At 62.9% G+C, this 14583-nt stretch carries 10 protein-coding genes; 8 read left to right on the top strand and 2 right to left on the bottom strand.

The features are described 5' to 3' along the window. The first annotated feature begins 6 nt into the window (after positions 1 to 6). Together L8K08_RS27550 and L8K08_RS27545 are read left to right on the top strand one after the other, a co-directional pair. The gene (locus L8K08_RS27550; RefSeq protein WP_242201336.1) at positions 7 to 528 is read left to right on the top strand and encodes a DUF3299 domain-containing protein; all 522 of its coding nucleotides are present in this window, start codon (positions 7 to 9) and stop codon (positions 526 to 528) included. Between the two features lie 95 nt (positions 529 to 623). Then, positions 624 to 1322: an OmpW family outer membrane protein gene (locus L8K08_RS27545; RefSeq protein ID WP_242201334.1), complete on the top strand. Its 699-nt coding sequence runs from the start codon at positions 624 to 626 to the stop codon at positions 1320 to 1322. 168 nt (positions 1323 to 1490) lie between these two features. Here the strand turns inward: L8K08_RS27545 and L8K08_RS27540 are convergent, their stop codons facing one another. Further along, complete coding sequence (locus L8K08_RS27540; protein WP_145162653.1) at positions 1491 to 2375, bottom strand: sugar nucleotide-binding protein; 885 nt, start codon at positions 2373 to 2375, stop codon at positions 1491 to 1493. Positions 2376 to 2541: 166 nt separating this feature from the next. On the opposite strand from L8K08_RS27540, the gene L8K08_RS27535 reads away from it, so the two are divergent. Continuing rightward, a complete protein-coding gene (locus L8K08_RS27535; protein ID WP_242201332.1) occupies positions 2542 to 6789 on the top strand; it encodes a DEAD/DEAH box helicase in 4248 nt (1415 codons plus the stop codon). Positions 6790 to 6902: 113 nt separating this feature from the next. Here L8K08_RS27535 and L8K08_RS27530 read toward each other — a convergent pair whose 3' ends face one another. Beyond that, a complete protein-coding gene (locus tag L8K08_RS27530) occupies positions 6903 to 9032 on the bottom strand; it encodes a mechanosensitive ion channel domain-containing protein (RefSeq protein WP_242201331.1) in 2130 nt (709 codons plus the stop codon). 177 nt (positions 9033 to 9209) lie between these two features. Here L8K08_RS27530 and L8K08_RS27525 point away from each other — a divergent pair, with 177 nt between their 5' ends. The 5 genes from L8K08_RS27525 to L8K08_RS27505 all read left to right on the top strand — a co-directional run bounded on the left by L8K08_RS27525 (position 9210) and on the right by L8K08_RS27505 (position 14528). After that, entirely contained in the window at positions 9210 to 10412 is a 1203-nt protein-coding gene (locus L8K08_RS27525; RefSeq protein WP_242201329.1) for an MFS transporter, read from the top strand. Between the two features lie 211 nt (positions 10413 to 10623). Continuing rightward, a complete protein-coding gene (locus tag L8K08_RS27520) occupies positions 10624 to 11550 on the top strand; it encodes a DUF72 domain-containing protein (RefSeq protein WP_242201327.1) in 927 nt (308 codons plus the stop codon). Beyond that, positions 11547 to 12323 carry an endonuclease/exonuclease/phosphatase family protein gene (locus L8K08_RS27515; protein WP_242201324.1) on the top strand — a complete coding sequence of 259 codons (777 nt, stop codon included), beginning with the start codon at positions 11547 to 11549 and terminating at the stop codon, positions 12321 to 12323. The genes L8K08_RS27520 and L8K08_RS27515 overlap by 4 nt, the downstream gene beginning before the upstream one ends. After that, a complete protein-coding gene (gene clsB / locus L8K08_RS27510; RefSeq protein WP_242201322.1) occupies positions 12320 to 13582 on the top strand; it encodes a cardiolipin synthase ClsB in 1263 nt (420 codons plus the stop codon). The genes L8K08_RS27515 and clsB overlap by 4 nt, the downstream gene beginning before the upstream one ends. Then, positions 13572 to 14528: a lysylphosphatidylglycerol synthase domain-containing protein gene (locus tag L8K08_RS27505; RefSeq protein WP_242201320.1), complete on the top strand. Its 957-nt coding sequence runs from the start codon at positions 13572 to 13574 to the stop codon at positions 14526 to 14528. Before clsB ends, L8K08_RS27505 begins: the two co-directional genes overlap by 11 nt. Positions 14529 to 14583: the final 55 nt, after the last annotated feature.

Below are 14583 nucleotides of genomic sequence, written 5' to 3'. Positions count from 1 at the left end.
GCTTCGATGCGTCGTGCCCTGTTTGCAATGTTGATGTTGGTGGCAGTGCCCATCTGGGCCGAAGACCAGCCGAAGGATCTGTCATGGCAGGAGATGATCCCGCCGGACGCGCCGCCGGAAATCCCCAACATGAAACCGCTGCACGACCTGTCGAACATGGCCGACGCGCTGTCGGTCGAGTCGGCGCCGGCCGCCAAGCAAGACTTGCCCAACGCGCCGGTGGTGCAAAGCCTGGACGGTAAGCACATCCGCTTGCCGGGTTACATCGTGCCGCTGGAAGTCAGCGAAGAAGGCCGCACCACCGAGTTTTTGCTGGTGCCGTATTTCGGCGCGTGCATCCATGTACCGCCGCCGCCGTCGAACCAGATCGTGCATGTGAAAAGCGAAGTCGGGGTGAAACTCGATGAGTTGTATCAGCCGTATTGGATCGAAGGCGCGATGCAGGTCAAGCCGTCATCCAGCGAACTGGCCGACGCCGGTTATCAAATGGATGCGGACAAGATTTATGTCTACGAGCTGCAGGAATAGGGGCTGATCGTCCTTTCATTGAGCTGAGTCAAAGGATCGAACGGAACGATCTTTACCATTGGACGTACAAATTTTAACGTCCTTTTGGAGCTCCCATGAACAAGTCTCTGCTCGGCGCGTCCCTCTTCGCGCTCGCCCTCGCCGCCCCGGTCGCACACGCTCACGAAGCGGGCGACATTCTGATTCGCGCCGGTGCAATTACCGTGAATCCGGAAGCTGAAAGTGGCCATGTGAAGGTTGATCAGGGCCCATTGACGGGCACCAACCTGGGCGGCAAGGCGACCATGAGCAGCGACACCCAACTGGGTTTGAACTTCGCCTACATGCTGACCAACCACGTCGGTATCGAACTGCTGGCGGCCACGCCGTTCGAGCACGATGTGAAGATCAAGAACACCGCCCTCGGCGCCGCCAACGGCAAGCTCGGCACCCTCAAGCACCTGCCGCCAACCCTGAGCGTCGTGTACTACCCGATGGATAGCAAATCCGCCTTTCAGCCGTACGTGGGCGCCGGTATCAACTACACCTGGATCTACGACGAGCACGTCAGCAGCCGCGCCGAACAAGCCGGTTTCAGCAACTTCAAGGCCGAAAACTCCTGGGGCTGGGCCGCGCAGATCGGCGCCGACTACATGATCAACGACAAGTGGATGATCAACGCCCAGGCGCGCTACATCGACATCAGCACCAAGGCCACCGTGGACAACAATGCGCTGGGCCAGGGCACACGTGCCAAGGTCAATGTGGACGTTGACCCGATGGTTTACATGGTGGGTATCGGCTACAAGTTCTAAATCCGGTTCAACTAACACTGCATAACCCCTGTGGGAGCAGGCTTGTGTGGGAGTCGGGCTTGCCCGCGATGCAGACACCTCGGTGTATCAGTGATACCGAGGTGATGCGATCGCAGGCAAGCCAACTCCCACACAAAACCTGCTCCCACATTTTGGTTTTGTGCGGTGTCAGCTGTGGCGGTAGAACCGATCCAGCAACGCCGGTAACCCCGCCCGCCATGCCCGAGGCTTGATGCCGAAGGTGTGCAGGATTTTCTTGCAGGCCAGCACCGCGTGTTGCGGTTCATCTGCTGCATCCGGGCGTGCCGCGTGAGCCTGGGCGGTAGGCGATTCGATCGCCAGTGGGTGGAAATTACGCGCTTCGGTAAGGATCGCCTGGCCGAGCGCCAACGGTGTGGTCGCCTCATGGCCGGCGTAGTGATACGTGCCCCACAGCGGCGCCGCGCAATCAAGTTGCTTGAGCACCGAGATGATCACCCGCGCGGCATCGTCCACGGGCGTCGGGTTACCCCGGCGATCATCGGCCATCAGCAACTCATCCGGCTTCTCGGCCCGCGCCAAAAAGCGCCCGAGGGTGCCGTCGACGCTGTCATCCAGCAGCCAACCAAAACGCAGCAGCACATGTTGCGGGCAGGTAGCGCGCACGCTTTGCTCGATGCGCCACAACGCCTGGCCACGCAGGCCCAAGGGCACCGGCTCGTCTTTTTCGCTGTAGGCGGTGGCGCGGGAGCCATCGAACACGCGGTAGCTGGACGGTTGCAGCAAGGTAATGTTGTGGTGCTGGCACAGCTCGGCCAGGCGCTCGATGGCGAATTCCTGAGAGGCCAAACGGGTTTCGCTGACCGCTTCGGCCTGAAACCAGTCGAAATAGTAGGCGAGGTTGATCAACGCATCGGGACGGGTGTCGTCGAGCAATTGGGTAAGGCTCGCGGCATCCCAGCCGTCTTGGGGCGGTTTGGGTGCGAGGAAACCGATGTCTTCCTCTGCACCGAGGCGAATCAGCGCTTGCCCGAGGGCATTCCCGCCGCCCAGTAACATAAGGCGCATTCGCATAGAGTGTGCAGGCCCGGTCTGTTTGGAACGATGGTTATTGTCGGCAGGCGGATGAAGCCGGCCGTAGGTTTATTCCAGAATCGTTGCATTTTGCGGGTTTGTAGCGCAACCGTCACGGATAAAGTGCGGGCTTGCAACTTGGCACCGCCGGTTGCATATAAGGGGTATGAACCTTCCTGAAACCACGGACACGGTCTTGAACGGCTTTCACCCCGCTGTCAGCGCCTGGTTCCGCAACGCTTTCCCCTCGGTGACCAGCGCCCAGGCCCAGGCGTGGCCGCTGATTCGCCAGCGCCGCTCCACCCTGATCGCGGCGCCCACCGGTTCCGGCAAGACCTTGACGGCATTCCTCGCCGTGCTGGATGACCTGGTGCACCAAGGCCTGGCGAATGGCGGGCAACTGCCGGACGAGACGCTGGTGGTGTATGTCTCGCCGCTCAAGGCATTGTCCAACGACATCCAGATCAACCTGCAAAACCCGCTCACCGGCATCACCGCGCAGCTGCAGGCGATGGGCTTGCCGCCCTTGGTGATCCGCACCGCCGTGCGCACCGGCGACACCCCGCAAAAAGACCGCGCACAGATGCGCAAGCGCCCGCCGCATATTCTGGTGACCACCCCGGAATCGCTCTACGTGCTGCTGGGTTCGGACTCCGGCCGGCACATGCTCGCCAGCACGCGCACGGTGATCGTCGATGAAATCCACGCCATCGCCGCCAGCAAACGCGGCAGCCATATGGCCCTGAGCCTGGAACGCCTGCAGGGCCTGTGCGCCGAACCGCTGACCCGCATTGGCCTGTCTGCCACGCAAAAGCCCATCGAGGCGGTGTCGCGCTTTTTGGTCGGCACCGACCGCCCCTGCGCAATTGTCGATATCGGCCACGCCCGCCCGCGTGACCTGGATATCGAAGTGCCGCCGGTGCCGCTCTCGGCGGTCATGGCCAACGACGTGTGGGAACTGGTCTACAACCGCCTCGCCGAGTTGGCGCGCGAACACCGCACCACGCTGATTTTCGTCAACACCCGGCGCCTGGCCGAACGCCTGGCGCGGCACTTGAGCGAGCGCCTGGGCAAAACCGCCGTGGCCGCGCACCACGGCAGCCTGGCCAAAGAGCTGCGCCTGGACGCCGAACAACGGCTCAAGGCCGGCGAGTTGCAAGTGCTGATCGCCACTGCGTCCCTGGAGCTGGGGATTGATATCGGTGACGTCGACCTGGTGTGTCAGATCGGCTCGCCCGGCTCAATCAATGGTTTCCTGCAACGCGTTGGCCGTTCCGGGCACCAGGTCGGCGGCACGCCCAAGGGGCGCCTGTTCGCCACCACCCGCGACGACTTGATCGAGTGCGCCGCCCTGCTCGACTGCGTGCGCCGGGGTGAGCTGGACACCTTGCAGATTCCGGTCGCGCCGCTGGATGTACTGGCCCAGCAGATCATCGCCGAAGTCAGCGCCCAGGAATGGTCGGAACCCGCATTGCTCGATCTCATTCGCCGCGCCTCGCCCTACGCCGCGCTGGATCAGCGCCATTACCAGGCGCTGTTGCAGATGCTCGCCGAGGGCTATAACGGCCGCCAGGGCATCCGTAGCGCCTACCTGCACCGCGACGCCGTGACCCACACCCTGCGCGGCCGCCGTGGCGCCAAGCTGACCGCCGTGACCAGCGGCGGCACCATCCCCGACAACGCCGACTACAGCGTGCTGCTGGAGCCGCAGAGCCTGAACATCGGCAGCGTCAACGAAGACTTCGCGGTGGAAAGCATCGCCGGGGATATCTTCCAGCTCGGTAATACGTCCTACAGAATTTTGCGGGTCGAAGCCGGCAAGGTGCGGGTTGAGGACGCCCATGGCCAGCCGCCGACCATTCCGTTCTGGCTGGGCGAGGCGCCGGGGCGCAGCAACGAATTGTCGGCGGCGGTGGCGCGGTTTCAAGGCCAGCTCGACGCGCTGCTCAGCGCCACGCCCGGCGACTTGCAAGCGGCCCTCGACTGGCTCACCGGCACCCTTGGCCTGAACCACACCAGCGCCGAGCAGATCCTCGATTACCTGGCCCGAGCACGCCTGGCCCTGAGCGCGCTGCCGTCCCAGGACACGTTGATCATGGAGCGGTTTTTCGACGAGTCCGGCGGCACCCAACTGATCATTCACACGCCGTTTGGCAGCCGGATCAATCGCGCCTGGGGCCTGGCGTTGCGCAAGCGTTTTTGCCGCACGTTCAATGTCGAATTGCAGGCGGCGGCCAGTGAAAATGCAATCGTGCTGTCGCTGTCGACCAGCCACAGTTTCGAGCTGGATGACGTGTGGCGGTATCTGAACAGCAACAGCGCCGAGCACGTCCTGATCCAGGCTGTGCTGGACGCGCCGCTGTTCGGCGTGCGCTGGCGCTGGAACGCCGGTGTGGCACTGGCGTTGCCGCGTTATACCGGCGGGCGCAAAGTGGCGCCGCAGATCCAGCGCATGAAAAGCGAAGACCTGATCGCCAACGTGTTTCCCGACCAGATCGCCTGCCTGGAAAACCTCGCCGGCGAGCGCGAAGTGCCCGAGCACCCCTTGGTGGAGCAGACCCTCGACGACTGCCTGCACGACGCCCTGGACAGCAACGCCTGGCTGGCGCTGCTGCGGCGCATGGAAAGCGGCGAAGTGCGGCTGATCAGCCGTGACCTGCCGGCGCCCTCGCCCATGGCCGCGGAAATTCTCAGCGCGCGCCCCTACACCTTTCTCGACGACGCCCCCTTGGAGGAACGCCGTACCCAAGCCGTGCTCAACCGGCGCTGGAGCGACCCGCACAGCACCGACGACCTCGGCGCGCTGGATGCCGAGGCCATCGCCGGCGTGCGCGAGGAAGCCTGGCCGGCGCCCAATGGCCTGGACGAAATGCACGAAGCGCTGATGAGCCTGGCCTGCATTGCCACTCACGAGGTCACGCCGCAATGGGCCGAGTGGCTGCAGGCCTTGGCCAAGGGTGGGCGCGCCTATGCATTGAGCAATGGCCTGTGGGTGGCGGTGGAACGCTTGAGCTGTTTGCAGGCTATCTATCCCAACGACTTGCCGTTGCTGCCGGGCTTCGATGAACCCTGGACCACTGATGATGCGCTGGTCGAAGTGCTGCGCGCCCGCCTCGGCGGGTTCGGCCCGCTGAGCCTGATCGAGATCGCCGCGCCATTGGCCCTGCCGGTGGCGGACGTAACCCAGGCACTCGCTCGCCTGGAGCAGGAAGGCTACGTGCTGCGCGGCCGTTTCAGCCCTGGCGCCAGCGAAGAACAGTGGTGCGAACGGCATTTGCTCGCGCGCATTCATCGCTACACGGTCAAGCGCCTGCGCCGGGAAATCGAGCCCGTGGCGCTGCAGGATTTCATGCGCTTTCTGTTCGATTGGCAGCACCTGTCCGAGGGCACACGCGGCCAGGGCAGCGCCATGTTGCCGCAGATTGTCGCGCAATTTGAAGGCTACGCCGCCGCCACCTCGGCCTGGGACACTGACCTGCTCAGCGCGCGCCTGAAGGATTACTCATCCACCTGGCTCGATGACTTGTGCCGCAGCGGCAAGCTGGTGTGGACGCGGCTGAGCAACAAGGCTGGCGCGATGGCCCTGCGCAGCACACCGGTGGTGTTGCTGCCGCGCAGCCAAGTGCCGCTGTGGAGCGGGCTGACCGAGATGACCGACAGCACCACGCTGTCGCCCAAGGCGCAGAAAGTCCACGTGGCGCTGCGTGAACATGGCGCGCTGTTTTTCGACGAACTGGTGCACGAAGCCCATCTGCTGCGCAGCGAACTGGAGACGGCGCTGCAGGAACTGGTGGGCGCAGGGCTGGTGAATGCCGACAGCTTCGCCGGCCTGCGCGCGCTGACCACACCCGCCAGCAAACGCCAGGCGCGCAGCAGCCGGCGCGGACGCGGGGCGTTTATCGGCGGCATGGACGACGCCGGGCGCTGGGCTTTGCTGCGCCGTTCACCGAGCGCCGCCGGGCCACATTCGGCCGAGACGCTGGAGCATGTGGCGATGACCTTGCTGCGCCGCTATGGCGTGGTGTTCTGGCGGTTGCTGGAGCGTGAGGCGGATTGGTTGCCGAGCTGGCGCGAATTGCTGCGTACTTTCCATCGGCTCGAAGCGCGCGGGGAGATCCGCGGCGGGCGGTTCGTCAGTGGGCTGGCGGGCGAGCAGTTTGCGTTGCCGGAGGCAATTGCGTCATTGCGCGAAGTCCGCCGCCGGCCGCATGACGGCAGCTTCATTGCGGTGTGCGGGGCTGATCCGCTGAACCTGGAGGGCACGCTGCTGCCGGGCAGTAAAGTGCCGGCGGTGAGTGGCAATCGGGTGGTGTACCGCGACGGGCTGCCGGCGGCGGTGATGGTCGGCGGCAAGCAGCAGATATGGGTGGAGGTGGATCAGTTGGCGGTGCAGGAGAAGTTGATCAGGCATTGAAACCTGGATTGGCCTCACCGGCCTCATCGCGGGCAAGCCCGGCTCCCACATGGGAACGCATCCCCACTGTGGGAGCTGGCTTGCCTGCGATGAGGCCCGCACAGCCACCCGAATTATTGAGGCCTGGGCTGTTCCGTCAACACCACCGAAGCCGGCGCTTCCTCATCCGGCTCATCCACCTGCGCCGTGCGCTTGGGCAGCAAGACCTGCTGTGGATAAGTTTGCGCGAAGTGCACCTCATCACAGTTATCCACAAGCTTTTTCAAGCGCTGGTTGAACGCGCGGCTCACCGCGTATTGCCCGCCCGACACCGTGCGGAATTGCGCGGTCAGCACCACGCCGTTGAGGTCCATCTTGTCGACGCCAAACACCTCCAGCGGCCCTTGCAGGTTGTACTTGAGGAACACGTCATCGCGAATCGATTGCCCGGCCTCGCGGATCAGGTCCACGGCCTTGTCCACATCGGTGTCGTAGGTGAACTGCACCGAGAAGAACGCATAGGCAAATTGCCGCGACTGGTTGGTGACCGCCTTGATCTGCCCGAACGGCACCGAGTGCACAAAACCCTTGCCGTCACGCAGGCGCAACGTGCGGATGGTCAGGCCTTCGACGGTACCGGCGTGGCCGGAGTCGAGCACGACCCAATCGCCGATGGACAGCGTGTCCTCGATGATAATGAACAGGCCAGTGATCACGTCCTGCACCAATTGCTGCGAGCCAAAACCGATGGCCAGACCAACCACACCGGCACCGGCCAGCAGCGGCGCAACGTTGATGCCAAGGTTGGCCATGGTGGTGATCGCGCAGATCACCACCAGGATGATTTTCACCGCGTTACGCAGCAGCGGCAGGATGGTTTTGACCCGCGTACTCGGCTGACGGCTGGAGCGTTTATTGACCGGCGGTTTCAGCGCTTCCTGAATCGCGGTGTCGAGCACCACCCAGAACAGCCAGGTCATCAGCAGGATCAGGCCGATGCTGCTCAGGGAGTCGCTGATCGCGCGGCCCACCGAGTTGCGCTGGGCAAATTCGAACAGCGAGATGCCCCAGATACGCCCCAGAATTTCGATAAACGCGATGGCCATGGCGATGCGCAAGATCGCGTGCAACAGGCTCAGGAAGCGCTCCTTGTAGGCGCTGCTGCGCTGGATCGCCACCTGGCTGCGGGACTTGAACAGGTGTTGCAGCACGGTGCTGAGAAACACCGTGCCGATCAGCAAAATCGTGGTGAACAGCGCACAGCGCAGCGCCTTCTGGTTATCGTCGCCAGCGCCGATCAGGTTGATCGCCGAGACCAGCACCATCAACAGAATCGGCCAGTACCACAGCCCGGAAAACACTCGCAGCGATTGCTGCAGCGCAGGGTGTTTGAGGCGCTGGGCCAGTGGCCGATTGCGGATCAAATGCGCCACCGGCCGGCGCAGGCGCACCACCAATACACCGAAAATCACCGCCGCGAACAGGCCGGTGAAAACCGCGATGCTGCTGGTGATATTGCCACCCAACTGCCGGGCGATCTGCGGGCTGGTCAGCGCGTCGCTGAGGGCGGCCAGGAAGCCGATCAGAAACAGCGGCTTGGGGCAGTAGTTGCGAATGATCTGCACGGCCGGGCGCTTGTGGCCGAGATTGAACATGACGATCACGCACAGCAACATCGACGTGGAAAAGATGCCGCTGCTGGTGGCGTAGGCAAAACACAGCGCCAGCGCGCGGCCCACCGACGAGGCCAGGAAGTGGCTGACGTAGAGGGTCAGCGGCAGACAGATGAGCGCGGGGATAGTGTAGGGCACCACATACCCCAAGACTGCCAGCAAGCGTTCGCGTCGCTCGACAAAATGCCGCCGACTCAAGCGCTGCACAACAAAGTGCCCCAGCAGGGTCAACACCGCAAAGGCGCCAACCCAGACGCCGGACAGCAGCAGGAAGTCGCCGGCCACGCTCCACGGCGAGCGCTCAGCCGTCTGGTCGACCAGGCGCCCCACCTCATCCGCCGCGCGATCGGCACGCAAGCGCCAGGCGTCGATGAGGTTCTGGTTGAGGTCGAGCTTGTCTTGTACATCGTCAATGCTGGAACTGATGGCGCCCAACAGGCCGCCCTCGACCAGCAACTCCGGTTTGGCCGGTTCAGCCGCTGCGGCAGGCTTGGCCGGCGCTGCGGCGGCCGCAGACGTAGCAGCTTGCAGCGCGCCATTGCCACACAGCAGCAGCGCACCAAGCAGTAATGCAGTCTTTAAATTCAGCAAAACACCGGGCTCCATCAGCAGGGTCTGTAAGGAACTGACGGGTTTGAGCCTTGATCGTTCCCCGCCATTGGGCATCTTTGCCTCCCGGTCAACTATCAAATGCCGATCCCTGTCTTTTTCCGCACAGGCCAAATCCCGACACTGCGCTCCTGAATCACACCCATCGGAGTTGCAGCCATGCCCATTGCCTTGCTCGCGCTGACCCTCAGCGCTTTTGCCATCGGGACGACCGAGTTCGTCATCGTTGGCCTGTTACCTACCATCGGCGCCGACCTGGGCGTCGACCTGCCGTCCGCCGGCTTGCTGGTCAGCCTGTACGCCTTGGGCGTTGCCATTGGCGCGCCGGTGCTCACCGCCCTCACCGGCAAGGTGCCGCGCAAAGGGCTGCTGTTGTCGCTGATGGTGCTGTTTACCCTCGGCAACCTGTTGGCCTGGCAGGCGCCGAGTTATGAATCGCTGGTGCTGGCGCGGATCGTCACCGGCCTGGCCCACGGGGTGTTTTTCTCGATTGGCTCGACCATCGCCACCAGCCTGGTGCCCAAGGAAAAAGCCGCCAGCGCGATTGCGATCATGTTTACCGGCTTGACCGTTGCACTGGTCACCGGCGTGCCGCTGGGCACGTTTATCGGCCAGCACTTCGGCTGGCGGGAAACGTTCCTCGCTGTCTCGGCCCTGGGGGTGATCGCGTTTGTCGGCAGCCTGATCTATGTGCCGAACAGCATCGCCCACCGCAAACCCGCCTCGTTGCTGCAACAACTGCAAGTGCTCAAGCAGCCACGTTTGCTGCTTGTGTACGCCATGACCGCCATCGGCTACGGCGGCTCGTTCATCGCGTTTACCTTTCTGGCGCCGATCCTTCAGGACATTTCCGGCTTCAGCGCCGGCACCGTCAGCCTGGTGCTGCTGGTGTACGGCATCTCGGTGGCGGTGGGGAATATCTGGGGCGGCAAGCTGGCCGATAAACGCGGCCCGATCAGCGCGTTGAAAATCATCTTCGCCCTGCTCGCGGCGGTGCTGTTCATCCTCACCCTGACCGCCAGCAACCCCTGGCTGGCGCTGGCCACCGTGCTGGTGTGGGGCGCGGTCGCCTTCGGCAATGTGCCGGGCCTGCAGGTGTACGTGGTGCGCCAGGCTGAACGTCACACCCCGCAGGCGGTGGATGTGGCGTCGGGCTTGAACATTGCGGCGTTCAACCTCGGAATCGCCGGCGGCGCCTGGGCCGGGGGCTTGATCGTGGCGCACATGGGCTTGATCCACACCGCGTGGATCGGCGGCTCAGTGGTGTTGGTGGCCCTGGCACTGACGGCGTGGAGTGGCCGACTGGACCGGTTGGGGCCGGTGTATGCCGACAGTTCGACGCGCACGGTAGTCGGGCACTGATTCAGCCACGCCACACATCCAATATGGGCGCGGGCTTGCCGCGATTGCGGTATGCCAGCGTCGCATTCATCGCCTGACCTACCGCTATCGCAGGCAGCCCGCGCCCACATTCTTTACCTCGTACCGTCTGTAGGAACGGCGAAACTTTCCGACAAAAACCGCAGTCATCCCAAAACGGAGGTCACTTGACCCTACATCCACGGGAGCAATTATGGCGGCGATTCACATCGGCATTTCCGGCTGGCGCTACACGCCCTGGCGGGGGGATTTCTACCCCGAGGGCCTGACCCAGAAACGCGAATTGCAATTTGCGTCACGCGCCGTCAACAGCATCGAAATCAACGGCTCGTTTTACGCCCTGCAAACACCCAAGCGTTATGCCGAGTGGTACGCCGACACGCCTGATAATTTCATGTTCAGCGTGAAGGCACCGCGCTATATCACCCACATTCTGCGCTTGCGCGATGTGCACAAGCCGATGGCCAATTTCTTTGCTTCCGGGGTGCTGGAACTGAAAGAAAAACTCGGGCCAATTCTCTGGCAATTCCCGCCCAGCTTCACATTCGACCCGCCGCTGTTTGAAGCCTTTCTTCAGCAACTCCCCACCGACACCCAACAGGCCGCCGCCCTCGCCCGCGAGCACGAGCCGCGCCTGAACGGCAAGGCGAGCATGCAAGCCCATGGCAAAAAGCCGCTGCGTCATGCGGTGGAAATTCGCCACAAGAGTTTTGCAGTACCGGAGTTTGTGCAGATGCTGGACAAGCACGGCGTGGCACTGGTGGTCGCCGATACCGCCGGCAAGTGGCCGTATATCGAAGACGTCACCGCCAACTTCCTGTACCTGCGCCTGCACGGTGACAAAAAGCTCTACGCCAGCGGCTACACCGCCGAGGCGATCAAGCGTTGGGGTGACCGCATCGATCGCTGGCGCCAGGGCAAACAACCGGCGGATGCGCAGTTGGTCGACCCGAAACACACGCCACGCGCGCGCAAGCAACGCGATATTTTTTGCTATTTCGACAACGACATCAAAGTGCGCGCGCCCTTCGATGCGCGCCAACTGTTGCAGCGCTTCGAGCTGGATAAGCACTTGGCCACCGAGCCCGGCAAGTTGCCGGAACCCGCGGTGCTGCCATGACTCATCCGGAATTGATCCCCGCCACGCCCACCACCGCCATCACGCGCTTCAAAGTGCTGACGGTGAACATCCACAAGGGTTTCACCGCGCTGAACCGCCGCTTCATCCTGCCCGAGCTGCGTGAAGCGGTGCGCAGCGTGGGCGCCGACATGGTGTTTTTACAGGAAATCCACGGCACTCACGAACGCCATCCCCAGCGCTACCAGGACTGGCCGAAGATGCCGCAATACGAGTTCCTGGCCGACAGCATCTGGCCGCAGTTCGCTTACGGGCGCAACGCGGTCTACCCGCATGGCGACCACGGCAACGCGTTGCTGTCCAAATTCCAGATCGTGCGCTACGACAACCTCGACATCTCGCAAAGCGGCCATGAAAGCCGCGGGCTGCTGCATTGCGTATTGCGCCTGCCCGGCACGGGCCAAGAGGTGCATGCGATCTGCATGCACTTGGGCTTGCGCGAGGTGCATCGTCAGCAGCAATTGCGTTTGCTGGAACAACGCATAAGCGAAATCCCGGCCGACGCGCCGCTGGTGGTGGCCGGTGATTTCAATGACTGGCGCCAAAAGGCCGACCTGAGCCAGAGCGGTCTCAAAGAAGTGTTTGTTGAAGCCACGGGCAAGCACGCGCGCACGTTTCCGGCGCGCCTGCCGCTGTTACCGCTGGACCGCATCTATGTGCGCAACCTGAAAATTCACAACCCCAAGGTACTGACTACCCGGCCGTGGTCGCATCTGTCAGACCATGTGCCATTGTCGGTGGAGATCGAGTTATGACCGTCGCGGTAGAGCACATTGCCACCGACCAGCCGCCCGATGACGCCAAGGCGCGTGATGTCGATTACGGCTGGCAGAGTGGCAACCGTCTTGAGTTGCTGGAGAATGGCGAAACTTACTTCCCCAGGGTTTTCGACGCGATGCGCGAGGCCCAGCGGGAGATCCTGCTGGAGACCTTTATTCTGTTCGAAGACAAGGTCGGCCATGAGCTCAAAGGCATCCTGATTGAGGCGGCGCAGCGTGGCGTCAAGGTGGTGGCCAGCCTCGACGGGTTTGGCTGCGGCGAGCTGAGCCCGGCGTTTCTCGGTGAGCTGGCCGAGGCTGGCGTGCTGGTGCAGATGTTTGACCCGGCGTCGAAAACGCTGGGGATTCGCACCAACTGGTTCCGTCGCCTGCACCGCAAGATCGTGGTGGTGGACGCCACCGTGGCGTTTATCGGCGGGATCAATTTTTCTGCCGACCATCTGGGCGATTTCGGCCCCGAAGCCAAGCAGGATTATGCCGTGCGCGTGACCGGCCCTGCGGTCGCCGACCTGCATCATTTCGCCCTGGCCCAAAGCGGCCGCCAAGTGCGCACGCGGCGCGGCTGGCGACGGCGCCAGCAACGGCCGACACCGTGGACAACGGCCAATGAGGACGGCCTGGTACGTTTGATTTACCGCGACAACGTGCAACACCGCGACGATATCGAAGAGGCCTATATCCACGCCTTGAGCAAGGCGCAAAAACGCGTGGTGATTGCCAACGCCTACTTCTTCCCCGGCTACCGCCTGCTGCGCGAGATTCGCAATGCCGCGCGCCGTGGCGTGCACGTGCAACTGATCATGCAGGGCCAGCCCGACGTGCTGTTGGCCAAGCTGGCGGCGCGCATGCTTTATGACTATTTGCTCAAGGACGGCGTGGTGATCCATGAGTATTGCCAGCGCCCGCTACACGGCAAAGTCGCGTTGGTGGACGACGAGTGGAGCACCGTAGGCTCAAGCAACCTGGACCCATTGAGCCTGTCCCTGAACCTGGAAGCCAACGTGTTGATTCGCGACCGCGCGTTCAACCAGCAGCTGTATGAACGCCTGGAACTGCTCGCCCACGAGCATTGCAAGACCATGCCGGAAAACCGCAAGCCACGCCTGTGGTTATGGCGGTTGACCGTGGGTTTTTTGGTTTTTCATGTGATGCGCCACTTCCCCGTGCTGACGGGCTGGCTGCCCGCGCATAAACCGCGTTTGAAACCCTTCGAGAGCCAGGCCCATGACCTCTGAAGCCGGTGGTTCACGACTCAAACGCTGGAAGAAGCCGCTGACGGTCGTCTTCTTCCTGGTGTTGATCGCGCTGTTCACCCTGCTGGCAAGGCGCATCGACTGGAGCGAAGTGCTGCAGACACTCGGCGACTTCAAGCTGCGCACGTTGTTGATCGCCGGCGCGCTGACCCTGTGCAGTTTTCTCGTCTACGCCAGTTTCGACCTCATCGGCCGCACCTACATCCGCCAACCGCTGGGTTGGAAGCAAATCCTGCCGGTGGGAATCATCAGCTACGCGTTCAACCTCAACCTGAGCGCGTGGGTCGGCGGGATAGCCATGCGTTACCGGCTGTATTCGCGGCTCGGGGTAAGCACCGGCAATATCGCCAAGATTCTTGGGCTGAGCCTGGCCACCAATTGGTTCGGCTATATGGCGCTGGCCGGTGTGGTGTTCAGCAGCGGTTTGGTGACGATGCCGCCCGGGTGGAAAGTCAGCACCCTGGCCTTGCAAGGCATAGGTGTGTTGCTGGTGTTGGTCAGCCTCGGCTACCTGGCAGCCTGCCGGTTTTCAACAAAGCGCGCGTGGTCGATCAAAGGCATCGAGATCAACCTGCCGTCGCTGCGCATGGCCTATTTACAGCTGGCAATGGGCGCGCTGAACTGGTCACTGATGGCGGCGGTGATCTTCACCTTGTTGCCGGCCAAGCTGGACTATCCACTGGTGTTGGGCGTGTTGCTGATCAGCGCGATTGCCGGCGTGGTTACGCATATCCCGGCGGGGCTTGGGGTGCTGGAGGCGGTGTTTATCGGCTTGCTGCAGCATGAGGCGTCGCGCGGCAGCTTGCTTGCCGGGTTGATTGCCTACCGGGCGATCTACTTTATTCTGCCGCTGCTGATTGCACTGGTGATGTACCTCGCGGTGGAGGCTAAGGCCAAGGCGTTGCGGGTTAAAAAGACACCGGCTTGATGCAGTGTTGGCAGGACCGGTGTCATCGCGGGCAAGCCCGCTCCCACAGTTGGAA

It is taken from the genome of Pseudomonas sp. TREG-RG-20F-10-E-6-01 (genome assembly GCF_022662455.1).
Lineage (GTDB): Bacteria > Pseudomonadota > Gammaproteobacteria > Pseudomonadales > Pseudomonadaceae > Aquipseudomonas.
Note: the sequence above shows the minus strand (reverse complement) of the source record. Positions and strands in the feature narration are given on the sequence as shown.

What these genes read in the sequence shown, in the direction of transcription:
- L8K08_RS27550 (WP_242201336.1), top strand. Translation starts at nt 7, where the DNA reads ATGCGTCGTGCCCTGTTTGCAATGTTGATGTTGGTGGCAGTGCCCATC.
- L8K08_RS27545 (WP_242201334.1), top strand. Translation starts at nt 624, where the DNA reads ATGAACAAGTCTCTGCTCGGCGCGTCCCTCTTCGCGCTCGCCCTCGCC.
- L8K08_RS27540 (WP_145162653.1), bottom strand. Translation starts at nt 2,375, where the DNA reads ATGCGAATGCGCCTTATGTTACTGGGCGGCGGGAATGCCCTCGGGCAA.
- L8K08_RS27535 (WP_242201332.1), top strand. Translation starts at nt 2,542, where the DNA reads ATGAACCTTCCTGAAACCACGGACACGGTCTTGAACGGCTTTCACCCC.
- L8K08_RS27525 (WP_242201329.1), top strand. Translation starts at nt 9,210, where the DNA reads ATGCCCATTGCCTTGCTCGCGCTGACCCTCAGCGCTTTTGCCATCGGG.
- L8K08_RS27520 (WP_242201327.1), top strand. Translation starts at nt 10,624, where the DNA reads ATGGCGGCGATTCACATCGGCATTTCCGGCTGGCGCTACACGCCCTGG.
- L8K08_RS27515 (WP_242201324.1), top strand. Translation starts at nt 11,547, where the DNA reads ATGACTCATCCGGAATTGATCCCCGCCACGCCCACCACCGCCATCACG.
- clsB (WP_242201322.1), top strand. Translation starts at nt 12,320, where the DNA reads ATGACCGTCGCGGTAGAGCACATTGCCACCGACCAGCCGCCCGATGAC.
- L8K08_RS27505 (WP_242201320.1), top strand. Translation starts at nt 13,572, where the DNA reads ATGACCTCTGAAGCCGGTGGTTCACGACTCAAACGCTGGAAGAAGCCG.